Source organism: Microvirga vignae (genome assembly GCF_001017175.1).
GTDB classification, from domain to species: Bacteria; Pseudomonadota; Alphaproteobacteria; order Rhizobiales; family Beijerinckiaceae; genus Microvirga; species Microvirga vignae.
On sequence record NZ_LCYG01000009.1, the window covers coordinates 1 to 19957 of the forward strand.

Sequence of the window (19957 nt, forward strand, 5' to 3'; positions counted from 1 at the left end):
TTTCCAGACACCCTCTAGAGCCGATTCCCCTTACGTGGAATCGGCTCTCTTCGTTGCTCTGCCGCATTTTCTGACGGCGAACCGGATCCACTTCGCCGGAAAATGCTTCAGGCGGCTCGATGACGCAGCCGCCGGAAAGGCGCGCCAAAGCAAAAAAGGCTGGCGCAGGCTGCGCCAGCCTTCTTGGCTAGTTCCGTAGCGTTAGAACAGGGCCGGAACAGAAATCAGATCTGCCGCACGGCTCCCTTGGCAGCACTGGTGGCGAGCATCGCGTAGGCCTTGAGGGCCGCCGACACCTTGCGCTTGCGCGGCTGGGCCGGGCGCCAGCCCTTGGCGTCCTGCTCGGCGCAGCGGCGCTCGAGTTCGGCATCGTCCACCGCGAGATGAATGCGGCGGTTCGGGATGTCGATCTCGATGATGTCGCCGTCCTGCACGAGGCCGATGATGCCGCCTTCCGCCGCCTCCGGCGAGACGTGGCCGATGGAGAGGCCCGAGGTGCCGCCCGAGAAGCGACCGTCGGTGACGAGCGCACAAGCCTTTCCGAGGCCCTTCGACTTCAGGTAGCTCGTGGGATAGAGCATCTCCTGCATGCCGGGTCCGCCGCGCGGGCCTTCGTAGCGGATGATGACCACTTCGCCGGCCGAAACCTTGCCGTTGAGAATGCCGCTGACAGCATCGTCCTGGCTCTCGAAGATGCGGGCCGGGCCGGAGAATTTCAGGATGCTCTCGTCCACGCCCGCCGTCTTCACGATGCAGCCGTCGAGCGCGAGGTTGCCGAAGAGCACGGCGAGGCCGCCATCCTTCGAGAAGGCGTGCTCCGCATCGCGAATGACGCCGCCGGCGCGGTCCACGTCCAGGCTGTCGTAGCGGCTTTCCTGGCTGAAGGCGGTCTGCGTCGGCACGCCGCCGGGAGCGGCGCGGTAGAAGTCATGCACGGCATGGCTGTTGGTGCGGCGCACGTCCCAGCGGTCGAGGGCCGCCTGCATGCTCTCGGAATGCACGGTCGGCAGGGAGGTATCGATGAGGCCCGCACGGTCGAGCTCGCCCAAGATTCCCATGATGCCGCCGGCGCGATGCACGTCTTCCATGTGCACGTTGGACACGGCAGGCGCGACCTTGCACAGCACCGGCACGCGGCGCGACAGGCGGTCGATATCGGCCATGGTGAAGTCAACTTCGGCCTCATAGGCCGCAGCCAGCAGGTGCAGCACCGTGTTGCTCGAGCCGCCCATGGCGATGTCGAGCGTCATGGCGTTCTCGAAGGCCGCGAACGAGGCGATCGAGCGCGGCAGCACGCTGGCATCGTCCTGCTCGTAATAGCGGCGCGCGAGATCGACGATGAGGTGGCCGGCTTCCACGAAGAGGCGGCGGCGGTCGGCATGCGTGGCGAGCGTCGAGCCGTTGCCCGGCAGCGAGAGGCCAAGCGCCTCGGTCAGGCAGTTCATGGAGTTGGCCGTGAACATGCCCGAGCACGAGCCGCAGGTGGGGCATGCGGAACGCTCGATGGCCTGAATGTCCTCGTCCGCCACCTTGTCGTCTGCGGCGGCGACCATGGCGTCCACGAGGTCGAGCTTCTTGGTGATGCCGTGCAGCACGACCTTGCCGGCTTCCATCGGACCACCGGAGACGAAGACCGTCGGAATGTTGAGGCGCAGCGAAGCCATCAGCATGCCGGGGGTGATCTTGTCACAGTTCGAGATGCAAACCATGGCATCCGCGCAATGGGCGTTGACCATGTATTCCACGGAATCGGCGATCAGCTCCCGCGAGGGCAGGGAGTAGAGCATGCCGTCATGGCCCATGGCGATGCCGTCATCCACCGCGATGGTGTTGAATTCCTTGGCGACGCCGCCCGCCTTCTCGATCTCCCGCGCCACGAGCTGGCCGAGGTCCTTCAGGTGGACGTGGCCCGGCACGAACTGGGTGAAGGAGTTGACCACCGCAATGATCGGTTTGCCGAAGTCGGAATCCTTCATGCCCGTGGCCCGCCAAAGGCCGCGAGCGCCCGCCATGTTGCGGCCGTGGGTGGTGGTACGAGAACGATAGGCTGGCATGGGGTCTTAGTCCTCACAATCCTGAGCCAGCCTTGTTCGACCGAAATGAAGCGACTTGCAAGCGGTTTTGCTGCCGCCTTTAGGCGCAGAACGCATGCCAGAACGGCGTTTCCGCACGATTTTCCCTGCTGAGCTTCAGCGCCGCCGTCAGGTCGAACCGGCCAAGCCCGGTTTGCGTTGTTCCCGGCAGCACAGCCAGGAGAGGGCCAGATCATGGTGCCGGATACCGATTGGGATGCCCCAGCCCATCTGCAATATGAACCCATGGACACGCCCAAGGGGGCCCTGCCACAGCACGCCAGCGATGTGATGGAATTCTCCTCCCTCCGCGAGGCCATTCACTGGGCCATGACCAACGAGGCGCCCGCCGGCACGCATGCGGTGATCCGCACCGCCTCCGGGGAGGTCATCGAGCCGAGCCACCTGGAGGAGCTCTGGTCGAGCCTGCAGGGGCCTTAGATCCAGCCGAGACTCAAGGCTCCAACGGCGAGATAGCGGCCCGTCTTGGCGAGTGTCACGAGCAGGATGAAGACGGGCAGCGGCTCACGCAGCACGCCTGCCACGATGGTGAGCGGGTCGCCGATGACCGGCACCCAGCTGAGCAGCAGGGTCCAGCGGCCATAGCGGTGATACCACTTTTCGGCTTTCGCCATCTGCTCGCGCTTGACCGGAAACCACCGGCTTCCTTCGAAGTGACTGAAGAAGCGCCCGAGAAACCAGTTCACGATGGAGCCGAGGATATTGCCCAGGCTGGCCACGAGGATCAGCAGCCACCAGGGGTAATGCTCCGCCACCAGCATGCCGAAGAGCACCGCTTCCGACTGGAACGGAAAGATGGTGGCCGAGAGGAACGCAGCGGCAAAGAGAGCGCTGTATTCGGCAAGGTGCGGCATGAAAGCAGGTGACTCACGAAAGGGCAGGTCGTGCCGCTGCTCATATCATGCTCAAGCCCCTAAAGCTCAAGCATTGTTGCTTGCATGCTCTGCGTGAAGTGAATTACGAACGGGCCTTCTCGGGCATGGGCCAGCGTTCTTATCGCAAAGCCTCTCTTAGGAAAGTCCCTTGGAACAGTTCGATGTTGTGGTGATCGGCGCCGGGGCCGCCGGCATGATGTGTGCGGCTGAAGCCGGAAAGCGCGGCCGCTCCGTGCTGATCCTCGACCATGCCGACAAGCCCGGCGAGAAGATCCGCATCTCCGGGGGAGGGCGGTGCAACTTCACCAATCTCAACGCGTCACCTGCCAATTACATCTCGCAGAATCCGAGCTTCTGCATCTCGGCTCTGCGGCGCTACACGCAACGCGACTTCATCGCTCTCGTGGAGCGCTACGGTATCGCCTATCACGAGAAGACACTTGGCCAGTTGTTCTGCGATGGCTCCTCGCGGCAGATCGTGGATCTGCTTCTCAACGAGATGAAGCAGGCAGGGGTCGAGCTGCGCCTGCAAGCATCCGCCACACAGGTGGAAAGAACAAACGAGGGTTTTCATCTCCAGCTCTCGAATGGAGTCGTGCAGTGCCGCTCTCTTGTGGTGGCGACTGGCGGCAAGTCGATTCCGAAGATGGGGGCCACCAGCTTCGGCTACGATCTGGCGCGGCAGTTCGGATTGAACATTGTCGAGACGCGCCCCGCGCTTGTTCCACTCACGCTCGAACCGACGATGCTGGAGCGCCTCGGCTCTCTCTCGGGCGTTTCCGTCGATGCGGTGGTCGCGTGCGGGAAGACGAGATTTTCCGAGGCGATGCTCTTTACGCACCGCGGCTTGAGCGGTCCGTCGATCCTGCAGATCTCGTCCTATTGGCGCGAGGGCTCCGAGATCGTCGTTTCCATGCTGCCGGGCATCAATCTATTCGAGGAGCTGCGCTCCGTTCGCTCACAGAACGGCAGACAGGCGCTTCAGACGGCGCTTTCCGCATTCCTGCCCAAGCGCCTCGCGCAGCTGATCGCCGAGACCGAGAAGGGGCCCGCGAACCTCGCCGATTATTCCGACAAGCATTTGCGACGCATCGACGAGGCCGTGAACCAATGGCGCTTCAGGCCTGCGGGCTCCGAAGGCTATCGCACTGCCGAGGTGACGTTGGGCGGTGTCGATACGCGCGAACTCGACTCGAGGACCATGGAGGTGAAATCCGTGCCCGGTCTCTACATGATCGGCGAGGTGGTGGATGTGACCGGCTGGCTCGGCGGCTACAATTTCCAATGGGCCTGGTCGTCCGGCTGGTGCGCGGGGCAGGCGGTCTGAGCAGCGAGCCAGGCGCATACCCGCCCGGGAAATAATTCATGTCTCGGAACCTGGGTCTTCTGCTCTAGTTCATGGGCACGCGCCGCTTCGATGCGCAATCGTTCACGCCGGATCAGGAGATTTCCCATGCAAGAACGCCAACTCGGACAATTGAAGGTCTCCGCCATCGGCCTCGGCTGCATGGGCATGTCGGAATTCTACGGCGGGCGTGACGAGGACGAGTCCGTCGCCACGATTCACCGGGCCATCGAGCTCGGCGTCACCTTCCTCGACACCGCCGACATGTATGGTGTCGGACACAACGAGGAACTCGTGGGCCGCGCCATCAAGGATCGGCGCGACAAGGTGGTGCTCGCGACCAAATTCGGAAACGTGCGCGGACCCAACGGCGAGCGCCTCGGCATCAGCGGCAAGCCCGATTACGTGCGCCAGGCCTGCGAGGCGAGCCTCAAGCGGCTGAAGGTCGACGTGATCGATCTTTACTACCAGCACCGGGTCGATCCTGAGACGCCGATCGAGGACACGGTCGGCGCGATGGCCGATCTCGTGCGGCAGGGGAAGGTGCGCTATTTGGGGCTCTCCGAAGCCGCACCGCAGACGATCCGCCGTGCGCATGCGGTTCACCCCATCACCGCGCTACAGACGGAATATTCCCTCTGGAGTCGCGATCCGGAGGATGAGATCCTCGATACGGTCCGCGAACTCGGCATCGGTTTCGTGCCTTACTCGCCGCTCGGCCGTGGCTTCCTCACGGGTCAGATCAGGAGCATCGACGATCTCGAGCCGGACGATTTCCGCCGCTCCTCGCCGCGCTTCGAGGGCGAGAACTTCCAGAAAAATCTCGACCTCGTGCGCGAGATCGAAACGATGGCGCAGGAGAAGGGCTGCGCGCCTGCGCAGCTTGCGCTCGCCTGGGTGCTGGCGCAGGGCGACGACATCGTGCCGATTCCCGGCACGAAGCGCCGCAAGTATCTGGAGCAGAATGTCGGCGCTCTCGACGTAACATTGACGAAGGAAGATCTTGAGCGCATCGACCGTATCATTCCGCCAGGGGCCGCGGCCGGAACGCGCTATGCCGCAGCGGGCATGCAGACGGTGGGGCGGTAAGAACCGGCTCAGGCTGCCGAAGACGATTCAAGGGCACCCGCCTCGTAAAGGCGGCGGGTCAGCTCGTCCGTTTCTTCTTCTGTCTGGTAAAGGCCGAAGCCGAGGCGCAGGCGCTGGCCACGCACGTCCGTGATCACGCGCAGTCCCTGGAGATCCCGGTAGATCGCTTGTGCTTGCGGCGTTTCGAAGGTGAGAAAGTTCCCGCGCCGCATCTCGTCCAGTGGCACGACGATCTTCGCTTGTTCCAAGAGTGGGCAATCCGTCACGTGTTGGAGGAATTGCTGCTGCAGCGCCTTCGCATGCGCATGAATGATGGCAGGTGTGATGCCCTCGTCCGAAAGCCAGCGCATCGCCGCATTGAACCTGTAAAGGCCCGATGGGTCGAAGGTGGCGCCCATGAAGCGCCAGCCGTCGGTGCTGTATCCCACCTGTCCGTCCTGTGCATCGCTGAGATTGCCGAAAGCGGCGTACCAGCCGGTGTCTCGCGGGCGTAATCCCCAACCGGGCGGGCAATGCATGAAGCAGGCGCCTTCGCCTGCCATGGCATATTTGTAGCCGCCGGCGATATAGAAGGCGCGGTCCGCGATGCTGCTCAGATCCGTCGGTCGGGCCATGAAGCCGTGGTAGCCGTCGATGACGACCATGGTCTTGTCGCCGGCGACTTCCGCAAGTTTGCGCACGTCTGCCGCAAAGCCCGAGTTGAAGAAAACCTGGCTGACGAAGACAAGGTCGAAATCGTCCCCGGCCGCCGAGGCGAAGCGATCCTCGAAGCTCGTGAAGGGCTCTGTCGGCACTCGCGTGACGGCAACGGCCTTGTCTTCCTCCAATCGTGCGATCTGGCGGCTGAAGGAGTGAAATTCGCTATCAGAGGCCAGGATGCGGATGGGCCTCTCTGCCGAAAAACAGGAAAGAATGCGTTTGAGAAATTCATGCGTGTTGGGCGCAACGGCGATGGTGCCTGGATCGGGCAGGTTGAGATGTCCTGCCACGTGGGTGCGGAACTCATCGAGGACGGGACCGAGCACATGCTCCCATTTGTCGTCGATGAGGCGTGCCGCATCGTCCCATGCCTGCAGATGCGCTTCGCGCGTCACATTCGGCCAGGGGTGATGGCTGTGAGCCGCAAAATGCAGGCGCTCCGGCTCGGCGTTGAGAAAACGGGAGAAGTGGGATCGCAGATCGAGCATGGCGATGCCTCGATAAGATCAGAGCTTGCCGCGGACGGACCAGAGCTCAGGAAAGAAATACCGCTCCAGCGCCTTGCGCAGGTACGTGACGCCCGTGCTGCCGCCGGTGCCGCGCCGCATGCCGATGATCCGCTCGACCGTCTTCATGTGGCGGAAGCGCCATTGCTGGAAGGCGTCCTCCAGATCGACCAGTTCTTCCGCGAGCTCGTAGAGATCGAAATGCTCGTTCGAGTGGCGGTAGATGTCTTCCCACACCGCTTCCACGCCGGGATGAGCCTCGTAGGGCCGTGTCACGTCGCGGGTAAGCACTTCCTCAGGGACAGGATAGCCGCGTCGTGCCAAAAGGCGCAGCGTCTCGTCATAGAGGCTCGGGTCTCGATAGGCTGCGTCCATCTGTGCTGCCAGATCGGCGCGATGCCGATGCGGCGCCATTTTCACCTCGTCCTTTGCGCCGAGCTTGAACTCCACCAGGCGGTATTGCCAGGACTGGAAGCCGGAGGAGCGGCCGAGCGCCGGCCGGAAGCTGAGATAATCTGCGGGCGTCATGGTGGAGAGCACTGTCCAGGCCTGGATGAGCTGCTCTTGAATGCGATTGATGCGCGCCGTGCATTTGAAAGCAGGCTGCAGCTGGTCGGCGCGGATGTGGTCGATGGCGGTGTCGAGCTCGCGGTTGAGCAGCTTGAGCCAAAGCTCCATCACCTGATGGATGGTGATGAAGAGCAGCTCGTCGTGTTCGGTCGTCAGGGGCTTTTGCGCTGAGAGCAGGGTGTCGAGCTGGAGATAATCTCCATAGCTCATGCCCTCCGTGAAATCAGTGTGAATTCCCTCCGTTGCGACCGACATGCTCCCCTCCACGGAAATCTGCTGCCCCGAACCTCTGATGGTCCAGGGCATGATAGAGGGAAATAGGGCGAAGGCGAACAATGTCGCGAGGGAGGAAGCTCCGGAATTGGCATCCTTGGCTTGAGAGGGTACGTTGCGGCCCGATTTGACCTCGAACGGAGAACCCTGCCTATGGCCGACGCGCTTCCTGACCGCCTGTCCACCAACCCGAACAGCCCTTATTACAACGAGGAGCTTCTGGCCAAGGGCGTGGGCATCCGCTTCAACGGGGCCGAGAAGACCAACGTGGACGAGTATTGCGTCAGCGAGGGCTGGGTCCGCGTGATCGCCGGCACCGCCAAGGACCGCTTCGGCAATCCCATGACCATCAAGCTCAAGGGCAAGGTCGAGCCTTATCTGCAGGAGAAGGCATAACCCGCCTGAGGTAGGCTAGCGCATCGTAGGGTGCGGAAAACCGGGGGTCGCTGACGCGGACCTCCGGTTCCGCACGATGCGCTAAGGTGCGGCCCTGCGAGGACCGACGACGCCGAACATGGCACCCTGCGGATCGCTCGCGACGATGATATGAACCCCGCCGGGGACCTCGGCGGGTCCGTAGTGGATCGCGCCGCCATTGTCGGACACGGCCTTTGCTGCGACATCGATATCCTCGACGCCGAAATAGAAGTTCCAGGCCGGGGGAGGGGCGTCGGGCATCCGGTTCATCACCGCGCCGATGGTTTGGCCCCGATGCGTGATGAACCGATAATCGCCCTGAGCGCCCATCGGCATCGCATCGCCCTTCTCCCAGCCGAACAGTCCGGCATAGAAGGCAAGCGCAGCTGCCTGATCGCTGGTGGCGAGTTCGTTCCAATGGCAATGGCCGGGTCGGGTCGGGGCAAAGGACGTGCTCGTGCCTTCCATCGTGCCGCGCATCACGTAGAACACGACACCCTGAGGATCGGCCAGCATGGCGAACCGGCCGACGCCAGGAATGTCCGTCGGCGGCATATGCTGCACGCCGCCGGCCCGCACGACATCGGCAGCCGTCGCATCGACGTCGCGGACGCCGATATAGCCCAGCCAGCAGGGGCGCATGCCCGCATTCTCGGCGCCTGCCGGGAGTTTCATGAACCCGGCGACGTCCGTGCCGTTGATCCTGAAGATCCTGTAGTCCAGGTTCGATCCCTCCGCCGGTCGGTTCTGCCAGCCGATGACGGCGCCATAGAACCGGGCCGCCGCGTCCGCTTCGGTGGTCAGGAGTTCATACCAGATAAAATCGCCATGCTGATTGGCCATGCGGGGCCTCCTGGAGCATCGGACCCAAAGTGGACTTGCACTTTTGAGACAACCCGATGGTTATGGTTTCGGCTTGCGCATCGTATGTTGCGGAAAACCGGGTCCACTGTTCACTGCCGCGGACCTGCGGGTCCGCACGATGCGCTAGACGTCGAGGATCGGGGCGAAGCCGCCGAAGATCATGCGCTTGCCGTCGAACGGCATTTCCTCGCCCATGGCCTTCATGCGCGGATCGGTCATGATCTTCTGGTTGGCGGCGTCCCGAACCTCCTTCGAAGGATACTCGATCCAGCCGAGCACCACGACTTCATCGTCCTTGGCTTTCACGGCCATGCGAAAATCGGTGAGCTTGCCGTCCGGCACATCGTCGCCCCAGCACTCGACCATGCGGGTCGCGCCAAACTCCTTGAACAGCGGCGCCGCCGCTGCAGCGTGCTTGCGATAGATCTCCTTCTTGTCGGCCGGCACGGCCAGAACAAACCCATCGACATACGTCATCGAGCGTCTCCCTTGGTCCCTCTTTGATCTTGACAATTACGTTGATATCAACTTAATGGGGCCATGTCAAACAGTCGCGATGTTCCTTTCGACACAACCATCCTCGTTCGGGATACCTGCCTCTGCCTGCATGTGCAGCGAGCCGCACGAACGCTCTCACGGCTCTTCGATGAGGCGTTTCAGCCGCTCGGACTCACCTCCGGACAATTCTCCCTGCTGAATGCCCTCAACCGGCATGAACCGCCGGCCATCGGGCCGGTTGCGCAATTGCTGGCGATGGATCGCACCACGCTGACCGCAGCCTTGAAGCCGCTCGAACGCGACGGCCTTGTGGCGGTGAAGGTGGATCCGAACGACCGCCGCAGCCGTCTTCTTCACCTCACCGACAAGGGGCGGAAGGTGCTGGCCTCGGCGGTGCCGATCTGGTGCGATCTTCATGGGGCCATTGAAGCGCGCCTGTCGGAACTCGAGCCCGACAGCTTGCGCGGTGCCTTGAACAGCCTCTCGCACGCCAAGCCGTCGACATAGGGGCAGGCGCGAGAACGAACGTCCTTGCCTTGTGCTTCATCCGACTCTGAAGACTGGACTCGAGGCCAGCATGCTCAAGATTTAAGACAAGCTCGTCCCCGAGGGGGCGTCCTCAAGAAAGGCTTGTCCTGCATGACCTCAAGAAGGGCATCTCGGCGGAGTTGGGCAATCGCCGCTGCTGCGGCCCTTCTGGCCGGCTCGGAGGCGCTGGCCCATAGCTGGTACCCGGCCTGGTGCTGCAGCGATCGAGACTGCCGGGAGCTCACGGCCGCCAGGGGCGAGACCGTCATCGAGACGGAGGACGGCTATCGCCTCTGGGACGGACGCTTCGTCGGGCGCGAGTACACGAAAGCTTCGCCGGACGCGAAATTCCACATGTGCGAAGAGCAGAGGACGAAAGCCATCGTCTGCTTCTTCGTGCCTCAGGGCCAGTCGTGAGGAGCCGCAGCACCGCAATCCTCTGTGCCGCGCTGCTGGGCGCGGCCTCAGCCTGGGCTGAACTGTCCTGGTCTCAGACGCCGCCAGATCCCAGCCTGGCGATTGCGGAGCCGCAAGGCCTCCCCGTCATCGGCAAATGGATGCTCACCGGACATGGTCTGCCATCGGACTGGCTCGGGGAAACCTATCAAGGCAAGGTTCTGCGTGAGCCGATCAACATCATCATCATCGATGATGCCGCCGTGAGCCCGGAGGATGCGATTGCCCGATTGCTCGCAGCAGCAGCGCAAGCGGGTTACCCTGTCCGCCTCGGGCACTCCGTAGGTTACCAAGCCATCATCGAAAGACAGCTTTATTCGCAGTTGCCGAAGGGCTGGGACGATGCTCTCTCCAACGAGGTGTTCGAACTCAGCAACAATCATGGGCGGATCTTCGGCCCGCACCGGCTGGAGCAGTCATATCTCTTCACGGGAGCCTTCAGCCGCGAGCGGGTCGATCCCTTCCGTTGGCCGGGGCATCGCTACGCATCCTTCAATCAGGCGCGTGACGATTTCGCCCAAAGGCTGGACCAGGACACGGTCTATAAGAGGGCAGGGGGCGTCCAACTCGACAATGACTTGCCGGACGATCCCGAGATTACGACTGGCGATCACGATGGCAGGGCCATCGTCCTGCGCGCAAGCCGATAGGCCTGTCAGGGGGCTAACCGGCGAGAAAGCCCGCAAAGGCTTTCGGATCCACGTTGCCGCCGCTGACGATGATGCCCACGCGCCTGCCCTTGCACGGCACGATGCCGTGAAGGGCTGCAGCCGCCGCAAGGCATCCGGTGGGCTCCACCACGATCTTCATGCGCTCGGCGAAGAAGCGCATGGTATCCACGAGCATCTCATCCGTCACCGTCACCATGTCGCTCACCAGCGCGCGGATGATCGGAAAGGTCTTCTGGCCGATATACGTGGTCTGCGCGCCATCCGCGATGGTCACGGGCACGGGAATGCGCACGATGGAGCCTGAGCGGAAGGATTGCTGCGCATCGTTGCCGGCTTCCGGCTCAACGCCATAGATGCGGCAGCCGGGCGAGAGCGCATGCGCTGCAAGCGCCGAGCCTGCGAGCAGACCGCCGCCGCCGACGCAGACGAGCAGCATATCGAGCGGTCCAACCTCCTCGATCAGTTCCTTCGCAGCCGTGCCCTGGCCTGCGATCACGTCCTCATGGTCATAAGGGGGAATGAGCGTGAGGCCGCGTTCCGCGGAGAGCCTGCGGCCGATCTCCTCACGATCCTCGGTATAACGGTCGTAAGAAACCACCTCGCCGCCATAGCCCCTGGTGGCCGCGACCTTCGTGGCAGGCGCATCCTTCGGCATGATGATCACGGTCGGCACATTCTGGAGCTGGCCCGCATAGGCGATGGCCTGCGCGTGATTGCCGGAGGAGAAGGCCACCACGCCGCGCTTCTTCGCCTCCTCCGAGAGCCGCGCGATGGCGTTGTAGGCCCCCCGGAACTTGAAGGCGCCGCCCCGCTGCAGGTTCTCCGCCTTGAAGAACAGCTTGCCATCCGTGCGCGCGTCGGCAGTGCGGGAGGTGAGCACCGGGGTGCGATGGGCCACGTCCGCGATGCGCCACGCCGCCGTGATCACGTCGTCATAGGTGGGAAGAGACGAGGAGGGTTGAGTCTGGATCTGCACGCTCATGATCGGGTCTGCTGGGGAAGAGATGCTCTTCCATACCAAGCCCGGAAGCGATTTGTCACGCATGAGGCTTAACCCTTCCGGAAGCGGCCACGGCCAAGGTTTTTCTTTCCGGAACGCACTCCCTCTCAATCCGTTCTCCGCTGAAGCAATCTCGAGAGGAGGCGTGCCATGGACCTGTGGCGGATGATCTTGTCGGAACACGCGAATATCGAGCAGCTCTGCCGGGAGGTCCTGGAGGCTACTCCCCACGGCCCCAACAGCCGCGCTGAGTTGTTTGCCGATCTCGAAGACGAACTGGACCGTCATATCGCGGCCAAGCAGAATGTGCTCTATCCCGCGCTGGCTCGGGATGGGCGCACGGAAACCTACCTGCACGAGCTTGACGATGAGCACCGCGACATTCGCCGCAGACTCGACAGGCTCTCCGCTCATCCGGACAAGAACAGCCGCGAATGGGCCCTCGACTTCAAGGAACTCATGGGTGTCATCCGCCATGCCTTCAGTCTGGAGGAGAACGGAGCGCTGGTTGCAGCGCAAGGCATCATCTCTTCACGGGAGGCCAATGCGCTGAGGCGTGCCTATGAGCGCGAGATGATCGCGTCCTACGAAGCCTCTCGCTGGCACATGCCGCAGGCGATGATGCCGAGCCGCTATGGGATGCCCACGGGCATGACCTTCGGCATTCTGGCGGGCGCAATCGCCATCGGCGGCGCGGCCCTGGCCTGGAGCATGTCTCAGCGTGGACAGACGCGCGCGAACCGCCCCTTGCGTCCGGCGCCGCGCCGCCCGCAGCCGCCATTCCCCCTCGACAGCGGCGTGGTCGATCGTTCCTTGAGCCGTCGCGGCATGGAGGGGCGCGCATCCTCCGGTTCCATGGGAACGTCGGGCGGCATGGGCTCATCCCGAGGAACGGGCTCATCCCGAGGAATGGGGGCTTCACGCCCGATGGGCTCATCCGGCTCCATGGCAGCGGGCATGGGGCGGTCAGGATCCGCCGAGCCTGCATCCTACAGCGCGGGCAGCGAAAGCGGTTCGGATGAGGAGTGGTTCTCCTCCGCCAATCCGCCACACGCACCGACCGGGGTCTCAACCCCGCTGCAACCCAGCGGAACGATCCCTGGCGGCAGCCCGGCCTCGTCGGTCGGCTCGGTCGGCACTGGCGGCGGTCAGACGGAGAGCCGCGATACAGGCTCCGTGAAAGGGGAAGGGCGGTAACGCCGCCCTCCCATGACAGCGGGAATGGCTGAACTATATCCAGGCTTCACAGCCGTTCGCATGGGAGAAGCCCGATGGATGTCGTTTGGCCTGAACTGTCCTACCCGCAATGGCGCGACACGGCTGCCACGTTGCAGCTTTGGACGCAGATCGTCGGCAAGTTCAGGGTGTCGCTGACGCCGTGGCTCAATCACGGCTGGCACGTGCCGCTCTATGTGAGCGCGCGAGGGCTCACGACATCGCCCATGCCCACGGGCCGCGAAATCGTCGAGATCGAATTCGACTTTCTTGCGCATCGGCTGCTCGTGCGGACCAGTCGCGGGGATGAGGGCATCCTTGCGCTTGAGCCCCGCAGCGTTGCGGATTTCTATGAAGAGCTTCTCGACCTGATGCGCGGCATCGGTGTGCATGCCGCCATCAACGAGATGCCGAACGAGGTGCCTTACCCGATCCGCTTCTCCGAGGATTTGCTGCACGCGAGCTACGATGCGGATGCGGCTTATCGGTTCTGGCGCGTGCTCGTGCAGGCGGATCGCATATTCAAGCTCTTCCGCAGCTCATTCCTCGGCAAAGCCTCGCCTTCGCATTTCTTCTGGGGCAGCTTCGATCTCGCCGTCACGCGCTTTTCAGGGCGCAAGGCCCCGCCGCATCCCGGCGGCGTTCCGGGATTGCCGGATACGGTCACGCGCGAAGCCTATTCACATGAGGTGAGCAGCGCAGGCTTCTGGCCCGGCAACGATACGTTTCCGCAGGCCGCGTTCTATTCCTATGCCTATCCCGAACCGCCGGGGTTCCGCGACGCGCATGTCGCACCAGGTGCTGCGTTCGACGCCACCTTAGGCGAGTTCATCCTGCCCTATGACACGTTGCGCAAGGCGGATGATCCCGACGCGCTGCTCCTCGATTTCCTCTCGACGACCTATGCCGCTGCTGCGGACGCTGCGGGTTGGGACCGCGCAAGCCTGGAATGCGGGATGGGCATGCCTAAGCGGGTGAGAGCGGTCTGAAACCTATTCCGCAGCCATGGGACGTTCTATCGGTCCGTCTATGATCACCTGCGGGCAGAGGCGGGAGCAGCGCTCGATACGGCCATCGACCTTGTAGATGCTGCGCAAAAGATCGGGCGTGATCACGGTTTCGACGGGGCCGCACCGCACCATCGTGCCGCCATCGATCACCACGACGCGATCTGCGACGCGCATGACCTGGTTCAGGTCGTGCACCGCGATGACGACACAGATGTTCTGCTCGCGTGCGAGGGTGCGCACCAGCGTCAGAACCTCGACCTGGCGATGCAGATCGAGCGCACTCGTCGGTTCGTCAAGGAGCAGGATCTTCGGTTCGCGCACAAGGGTCTGAGCGAACGACACCAGCTGGCGCTGTCCGCCGCTGAGCTCGCATAATCCTTTGAACGCGATGGCTTCGATCCGCAGCGCGGCAACGATGCGGTCGACAATTCGGAGGTCCTCGTCGCTCACATGGCGACTGATGCTGCCCTGCTTGCGGGCCAGCAGGATCGACTCGTACACGGTCAGCACCGTGTTCACGGAGGTGTCCTGCGGCATGTAGCAGATCTCGCCCGATGCAGCTTTGTGCGAGGCCCCATTCACATGGATATGCCCGGGCCCATCGAGCAAACCGGCAATGCGCCTGAAGAGGCTCGATTTGCCGGCGGCGTTGGGGCCGATCACCGCCGTCACTTCACCGCCTCTCAGAAGAGGCGTGGTAATGCCGGAGAGAACCTCTTTCGTGCCGTATCGGACGCCGACATTGTCGAGCTGCAGGGTCACTACCATGCGCGCCTCCTTGTGGTCATGATGAGGCTGAAGAGGAAGGGCACGCCCACCAGCGCCGTGATGATGCCGATGGGAAAAATCGTTCCCGGCACGATGGTTTTGCTGATGACGGAGGTCAGTGAGAGAATGGCCGCGCCCGAAAGCACCGAGGCCGGCAGGAAATAGCGCTGATCTTCGCCCACCAGCATGCGCGCGATATGCGGACCGACGAGCCCGATGAAGCCGATGGTGCCGACGAACGCGACAGGCACGGCCGCGAGCAGGCTGATGATCATCATCGTCTCCAACCTCAGCCAGCGCACATTGACGCCAAAGCTCGCAGCCTTGTCCTCGCCGAGACGCAGAGCCGTGAGCGCCCAGGCGCGGCGTATGAAGAGCGGCAGCGAGAGTGCGAGCACGACCGTCGTGATCGTGAGCTTCGGCCAGGTGGCACGCGTCAGGCTGCCCATGGTCCAGAACACCACGGCTGCCAGCGCCTGCTCCGAGGCGAGATACTGAACGAGCGCGAGCAGGGCGTTGAAGGTGAAGACCAGAGTGATGCCGAGCAGCACGATGGTCTCCACGGTCACGCCGCGCTTCTGGCTCATGAAATGGATGAAGAGGGCTGCCGCCATCGCCATGGCGAGCGCATTGATCGACACGACATAGTCGATGGCCCAAGGCAGAAGACCGACGCCGAAGACGAGGGCAATCGAGGCGCCGAAGCTTGCGGCCGCCGAGATGCCCAGGGTGAAGGGGCTCGCAAGCGGATTGTTGAGGATCGTCTGCATCTGCGCGCCCGCTGCCGAGAGGGCAGCGCCGACCACGACGGCCATGAGCGCCACGGGCATGCGGATGTCCCAGATCACGACGCTGATCTGTTGCGAGATCCCAGGCGAGCCGACGAGAGCGAGCACGACCTCGCGCATGGTGTAGCGGGCAGGGCCGAGGCCGAGATCGGCAATGACCGAAAGGACCAGAACGACGCTCAGCGCAAGCAGCACGAGCTGCTTGCGCCTGACGAGGGCGCGATAGACACCGCGCCCCTCATGGAGAGAAATGGCGGGGGAGTGGGCCAAGGGCTTAGTCCTTGTCCTTCAGCGAGACCCAGTACCCCGTCCTGTAAGGGACCGGCAGGAAGCGCTCGTAGAGCGTCTTCATGGTCTGCTCAGGCTCGAGATCCTTGAACAGCTCGGGATGCAGCCACTTCGCCATCGCCTGGATGGCGACGAACTGGTAGGGGCTGTTGTAGAACTGGTGCCAGATGGCGTGCACCTGGTTGTCGCGCACGGCCTTCACGCCGGTGAAGGCCGGCCGCTTCATGAGATTCTTGAGTTTCTCGCGCGCCTTCGCCTTGTCGGCACCCGAGCCGACGCCGACCCATGCGCCGCCCGGCACATAGAGTTCCCAGTTCGAGCCGGTGACGATCACGTGGTCGGGATTGGCTGCGATGATCTGCTCCGGGTTCACCACGCCGAAGGTGCCGGGAATGATCCTGGCAGCGAGATTCTGTCCACCCGCGATCTCCACGAACTTGCCGAAGTTCTCGTTGCCGAAGGACATGCAGCAATCGTCCGAATAGCCGCCCGCGCGCTCCATCATGACGACTGGCTTTGCAGGATTGGCCTTGGCGAGGCGCTCGGCCACGAGATTGATCTGCTGGTTGCGGAAGGCGATGAATTCCTCCGCGCGGGCTTCCTTGCCGAACAGTTTGCCGATCAGACGCATGCTGGGATCGGTGTTCTCGAAGGGCTTCTCGCGGAAGTCCACGAAAACGACCGGAATATTGATCTTCGCGAGCTTCTCGATGAGCTTGGCATCGTCCGTCGCGGTCTTCGCCTCGATGTTGAGGAGGATCACATCGGGCTTGAGCGACACGGCCTGCTCGACATCGAACGTGCCCTCCTTGAACCCGCCGAACTTCGGCAGTTTGGCGATCTGCGGATACTTGGCGAGATAATCGCGATAGCCGTCGAGATCGGCCTTCTCGAAATCGTCGCGCCAGCCCACCACGCGCCTGAACGGATCGTCCGTGTCGAGGGCGGCGACGAAATACGTTTGGCGGCCTTCGCCGAGGATCACCTTCTCCACCGGCGCTTTCACCTGAACCTGACGGCCCGTGATGTCCGTGACGGTGATCGTGTCGGCGGCCCTGGTGGGCAAGGGTAGAAGCGCCGTCAGCGCCAGCATGGCGCCGAGAGCGAGCTTGTTCAGGTTCATGGTGACCTCGCGTCGGAAATGAAAGCGCGGCTCCATTATGGCGATTATATAAGTCGTGCAAGGAATATCTTTTAGAATTACTTCAATGAAAGGCAGTATATGGGCAGTTTAAAATGATTCTATTCTGTAGTTTATAATCATTATAGTTTGACTATTCCGGAAATAGTTACTAGGTCTGCGCGCCGTTGAACGGCTTGAGTCGAGTGCTGCCATGACAGATGCATCCGTGATGTCGAATTATTCGCTGCGTGATGAGATCCGCGAGTATTGGTCCGCCCGCGCGGCGACCTTCGACACGCAGGTGGGGCATGAAATCTTCTCGGAGGAGGAGCGGCATGCCTGGCATGAGCTGTTCCTGCGCCATCTCGGCCCGGGCGCTGGTCGCAGGGCGCTCGATCTTGCCAGCGGCACGGGAGTGATCTCTCACCTGCTCCATGACCTGGGCTTCGACGTCACGGGCCTCGACTGGTCGGAGGCAATGCTCAACCAGGCGCGCGCGAAGGCAAAAAAGCGCGGCTCCAACATCCGCTTCGTCATGGGGGATGCGGAGCGCACGCTGGAAAAGCCGGAGAGCTACGACGTTCTCGTGACGCGCCATCTCGTCTGGACGCTCGTCGATCCGAAGGCGGCCTTCCACGAGTGGCACAACCTGCTCAAACCCGGCGGCCGGATTCTCGTCGTCGATGGCGATTTCGTCTCGGACACCTTTGCCAAGCGTCTCATTCGCTTCATCGAACGCCTGTTGCCCGGCTCCGCCTCTAACCAGCATCTGCCCAATGCCATGCGCGAAGCGCACGAGCGCATTCTAAGCCAGGTCTATTTCTCGAAGGGCGCACGGGCAGAGGAAGTCGCGGCGCTGTTGCGCGAGGCAGGTTTCGCGCATGTCACCATCGACCACGACCTCAAGGCCATTCACCGCCAGCAGGCCAAGCACCTGCCGTGGCTGAAAGGCTTCGAGCGCGCCACGCAGCACCGCTATGCGGTGGTGGCGCATAAGATGTGAGGCTTACACAGCCGCCACGTCTGCACTTCCATCGGACGTGCAGAAAATCCTCCCGGGACGCATTCCAGGACCGGTTTTCCGCATATCGAGATGATTCGCTTCGGACTTGGCATGAGACTTGGCATGCCGCTCGTGGAGGCTGGACAGACAGAACCGCGCCGGCAGGGGGCGCACTCCGAAGAGGCACTCCATCCGAGAAATCTTATCCTCAATGGGTGATACCCCTAAGGGTTCTCCACCTGTGATGGCGGGGAACTTATTCTTCTTCCTATCAATGGAGGCTCCGTTGCGGCGCGACAATCGTCGCTATGGCGTGCGTGAAGAGCGCACCTGAGCATGCGGAGAATGGTTTTCTCTTGCGTGTGCCTGGACTTCCCAAGACTCCATGGAAGGGAACGCTCATGGCCGAGCAGCTGAAGTATATCTTTTACGGTGGTGTCGAAGGCATCTACCAGAACTCGGATCTCAACAATCTCTCCTATCTCGACCCGGCCCTAGGCGCGGCGGCTTTCGGCTACAAGGAGGGACAGCTGATCAAGGGATATCTCAGCTTCACGGGAGCGGCGCTGCAGATCATTCAGGATAATCTCCCACCCCAGCCGAATACGGCAATCGAAGTGCCGATCGGGACGCCCGGACTGGATTTCTTTCTGCCCCAGCCACGCGTCGGCGACTACACGGAGGCCGATCTCGTCGGGATCGACGATCCCATTCGTGACGTCATCCAGATTCAATTCACCGGGTCACCGGACGATCCTCTCGCGCAGCTCGGGCTGCGCCTCAGTGGCGGCCCGGATGGTCCGGGCGCATCCATGGATATCAACGGCGCTTTCTTTGCCGACGACGACGATGCTCAGGCGCGGGCGGACGGCATCTGGCTGCCCGAACATATCGTCCCGGACTACAAGACAGGCACTTCCGGCGACAACGTGCTCTCAGGCAACAAGGCCTACAATTTCCTGTCCGGCGGCTCGGGCGATGACCTCCTGAGGATCAACACGGGTCGCGGTTGGGCCTGGGGCGGCAACGGCAACGACACCATTGTCGGCTCGGACGGCGGAGGTGCCGGTCTCTTCCAGGGCGACAATCTCCATGGTGGCGCGGGCGCCGACAGGATCAGGGGCGGTGCCGGCGGCGACCTGATCGAGGGTGGCGGCAACGCGGATCATCTGCGGGGTGACGAGGGCAGGGACATCATCGGCGGCGGCGTCGGCAATGACACCGTCCGAGGCGGTAGCGGGGATGATTTTGTTTCCGGCCAGAGCGGCACCGACTGGGTCTATGGCGATAGCGGCAACGACCAGATCGAGGGCGGTTCCGGCAGCGACTATCTCTTCGGCGGCAACGGCAACGACTTTGTCTGGGGCGGAACCGGCAACGACAAGATGCGGGGCGGTTCAGGCAGCGATCTGTTCCTGTTCAACACCGGAAACGATGGACGCGACGTCATCTACGATTTCCAGTCAGGCATTGACAAAATCCGCATCGCGCCACCGGATCCGATCACCTTCGATCAGCTGATCGCCACCGCCATCGTCGATGATGGTGACGTGACGCTGACCTACGCCTTCAACGCGACGATTACGTTCGACAACCTCCAACTCTCGGCGCTGAAGGCGTCCGATTTCGACATCGTTTGAAACGACACCGTTCGTTGATGCAAAAAACGCCCCGGCTCACGCCGGGGCGTTGTCTTCGTGCTTGCTCTACGAGATCAGGGTCTAGAGCATTTTTCAGCGAAGTGGATCCGGTTCGCCGTTCAAAAATGCGGCCGAGCAAAGAAGAGAGCTGATTCCACGCAAGTGGAAGCGGCTCTAGAGGATGTTTGGAAATTTAAGTTGCTGCATGGGCTAATCTTTTGGTCATCAGGCGGCACAT

At 62.6% G+C, this 19957-nt stretch carries 22 protein-coding genes; 12 read left to right on the forward strand and 10 right to left on the reverse strand.

Going from position 1 to position 19957, the window contains the following annotated elements; translation table 11 throughout:
- Positions 1–199: hypothetical protein (locus AA309_RS36075; protein ID WP_047187408.1), on the forward strand; the 199-nt coding region annotated here is incomplete at its 5' end.
- Positions 200–224: 25 nt separating this feature from the next.
- Here AA309_RS36075 and ilvD read toward each other — a convergent pair.
- Positions 225–2054: a dihydroxy-acid dehydratase gene (ilvD, locus tag AA309_RS02465; protein WP_047187409.1), complete on the reverse strand. Its 1830-nt coding sequence runs from the start codon at positions 2052–2054 to the stop codon at positions 225–227.
- Between the two features lie 213 nt (positions 2055–2267).
- Here ilvD and AA309_RS02470 point away from each other — a divergent pair, with 213 nt between their 5' ends.
- The gene (locus AA309_RS02470) at positions 2268–2513 is read left to right on the forward strand and encodes a hypothetical protein (protein ID WP_047187410.1); all 246 of its coding nucleotides are present in this window, start codon (positions 2268–2270) and stop codon (positions 2511–2513) included.
- Here the strand turns inward: AA309_RS02470 and AA309_RS02475 are convergent.
- The gene (locus tag AA309_RS02475; RefSeq protein WP_047187411.1) at positions 2510–2947 is read right to left on the reverse strand and encodes a YqaA family protein; all 438 of its coding nucleotides are present in this window, start codon (positions 2945–2947) and stop codon (positions 2510–2512) included. The genes AA309_RS02470 and AA309_RS02475 overlap by 4 nt on opposite strands.
- Before the next feature lie 169 nt (positions 2948–3116).
- Here AA309_RS02475 and AA309_RS02480 point away from each other — a divergent pair, with 169 nt between their 5' ends.
- Together AA309_RS02480 and AA309_RS02485 are read left to right on the forward strand one after the other, a co-directional pair.
- Entirely contained in the window at positions 3117–4295 is a 1179-nt protein-coding gene (locus tag AA309_RS02480; protein ID WP_047187412.1) for a BaiN/RdsA family NAD(P)/FAD-dependent oxidoreductase, read from the forward strand.
- Between the two features lie 126 nt (positions 4296–4421).
- Complete coding sequence (locus AA309_RS02485) at positions 4422–5402, forward strand: aldo/keto reductase (RefSeq protein ID WP_047187413.1); 981 nt, start codon at positions 4422–4424, stop codon at positions 5400–5402.
- 8 nt (positions 5403–5410) lie between these two features.
- Here AA309_RS02485 and AA309_RS02490 read toward each other — a convergent pair whose 3' ends face one another.
- Together AA309_RS02490 and kynA are read right to left on the reverse strand one after the other, a co-directional pair.
- Positions 5411–6589: an aminotransferase class V-fold PLP-dependent enzyme gene (locus AA309_RS02490; protein WP_047187414.1), complete on the reverse strand. Its 1179-nt coding sequence runs from the start codon at positions 6587–6589 to the stop codon at positions 5411–5413.
- Between the two features lie 18 nt (positions 6590–6607).
- Positions 6608–7432: a tryptophan 2,3-dioxygenase gene (gene kynA / locus AA309_RS02495; RefSeq protein WP_052954440.1), complete on the reverse strand. Its 825-nt coding sequence runs from the start codon at positions 7430–7432 to the stop codon at positions 6608–6610.
- Positions 7433–7603: 171 nt separating this feature from the next.
- On the opposite strand from kynA, the gene AA309_RS02500 reads away from it, so the two are divergent.
- Positions 7604–7846: a DUF3297 family protein gene (locus AA309_RS02500; protein WP_047187415.1), complete on the forward strand. Its 243-nt coding sequence runs from the start codon at positions 7604–7606 to the stop codon at positions 7844–7846.
- Between the two features lie 81 nt (positions 7847–7927).
- On the opposite strand, the gene AA309_RS02505 is transcribed toward AA309_RS02500, so the two are convergent.
- Together AA309_RS02505 and AA309_RS02510 are read right to left on the reverse strand one after the other, a co-directional pair.
- Positions 7928–8710, reverse strand: a complete 783-nt coding sequence (locus AA309_RS02505; RefSeq protein WP_047187416.1) for a VOC family protein — start codon at positions 8708–8710, stop codon at positions 7928–7930.
- 144 nt (positions 8711–8854) lie between these two features.
- Positions 8855–9208 carry a DUF1428 domain-containing protein gene (locus AA309_RS02510; protein ID WP_047187417.1) on the reverse strand — a complete coding sequence of 118 codons (354 nt, stop codon included), beginning with the start codon at positions 9206–9208 and terminating at the stop codon, positions 8855–8857.
- A gap of 63 nt (positions 9209–9271) precedes the next feature.
- Here AA309_RS02510 and AA309_RS02515 point away from each other — a divergent pair, with 63 nt between their 5' ends.
- The 3 genes from AA309_RS02515 (at position 9272) to AA309_RS02525 (ending at position 10863) form a co-directional block, all read left to right on the forward strand.
- A complete protein-coding gene (locus AA309_RS02515; protein WP_047187418.1) occupies positions 9272–9736 on the forward strand; it encodes a MarR family winged helix-turn-helix transcriptional regulator in 465 nt (154 codons plus the stop codon).
- 132 nt (positions 9737–9868) lie between these two features.
- Complete coding sequence (locus AA309_RS02520) at positions 9869–10174, forward strand: hypothetical protein (protein WP_047187419.1); 306 nt, start codon at positions 9869–9871, stop codon at positions 10172–10174.
- Entirely contained in the window at positions 10171–10863 is a 693-nt protein-coding gene (locus AA309_RS02525) for a hypothetical protein (RefSeq protein WP_047187420.1), read from the forward strand. Before AA309_RS02520 ends, AA309_RS02525 begins: the two co-directional genes overlap by 4 nt.
- A 13-nt stretch (positions 10864–10876) precedes the next feature.
- Here AA309_RS02525 and AA309_RS02530 read toward each other — a convergent pair whose 3' ends face one another.
- Complete coding sequence (locus tag AA309_RS02530; RefSeq protein ID WP_047187428.1) at positions 10877–11866, reverse strand: threo-3-hydroxy-L-aspartate ammonia-lyase; 990 nt, start codon at positions 11864–11866, stop codon at positions 10877–10879.
- Positions 11867–12034: 168 nt separating this feature from the next.
- On the opposite strand from AA309_RS02530, the gene AA309_RS02535 reads away from it, so the two are divergent.
- The gene (locus tag AA309_RS02535; RefSeq protein WP_047187421.1) at positions 12035–13081 is read left to right on the forward strand and encodes a hemerythrin domain-containing protein; all 1047 of its coding nucleotides are present in this window, start codon (positions 12035–12037) and stop codon (positions 13079–13081) included.
- Between the two features lie 74 nt (positions 13082–13155).
- On the forward strand, positions 13156–14088 hold the full coding sequence (locus tag AA309_RS02540) for a DUF5996 family protein (protein WP_047187422.1): 933 nt from the start codon (positions 13156–13158) through the stop codon (positions 14086–14088).
- 3 nt (positions 14089–14091) lie between these two features.
- Here the strand turns inward: AA309_RS02540 and AA309_RS02545 are convergent, their stop codons facing one another.
- Genes AA309_RS02545 through AA309_RS02555 form a run of 3 tightly spaced genes read right to left on the reverse strand, consistent with a single transcriptional unit; the run spans position 14092 to position 17046 of the window.
- Entirely contained in the window at positions 14092–14877 is a 786-nt protein-coding gene (locus AA309_RS02545) for an ABC transporter ATP-binding protein (protein WP_047187423.1), read from the reverse strand.
- Complete coding sequence (locus AA309_RS02550) at positions 14871–15935, reverse strand: FecCD family ABC transporter permease (RefSeq protein WP_047187424.1); 1065 nt, start codon at positions 15933–15935, stop codon at positions 14871–14873. The genes AA309_RS02545 and AA309_RS02550 overlap by 7 nt, the downstream gene beginning before the upstream one ends.
- 4 nt (positions 15936–15939) lie before the next feature.
- The gene (locus AA309_RS02555) at positions 15940–17046 is read right to left on the reverse strand and encodes an ABC transporter substrate-binding protein (protein ID WP_150117362.1); all 1107 of its coding nucleotides are present in this window, start codon (positions 17044–17046) and stop codon (positions 15940–15942) included.
- Positions 17047–17287: 241 nt separating this feature from the next.
- Here AA309_RS02555 and AA309_RS02560 point away from each other — a divergent pair, with 241 nt between their 5' ends.
- On the forward strand, positions 17288–18079 hold the full coding sequence (locus AA309_RS02560; protein ID WP_047187425.1) for a class I SAM-dependent methyltransferase: 792 nt from the start codon (positions 17288–17290) through the stop codon (positions 18077–18079).
- Between the two features lie 401 nt (positions 18080–18480).
- Positions 18481–19719: a calcium-binding protein gene (locus AA309_RS31605; protein WP_160310383.1), complete on the forward strand. Its 1239-nt coding sequence runs from the start codon at positions 18481–18483 to the stop codon at positions 19717–19719.
- Positions 19720–19957 lie beyond the last annotated feature (238 nt).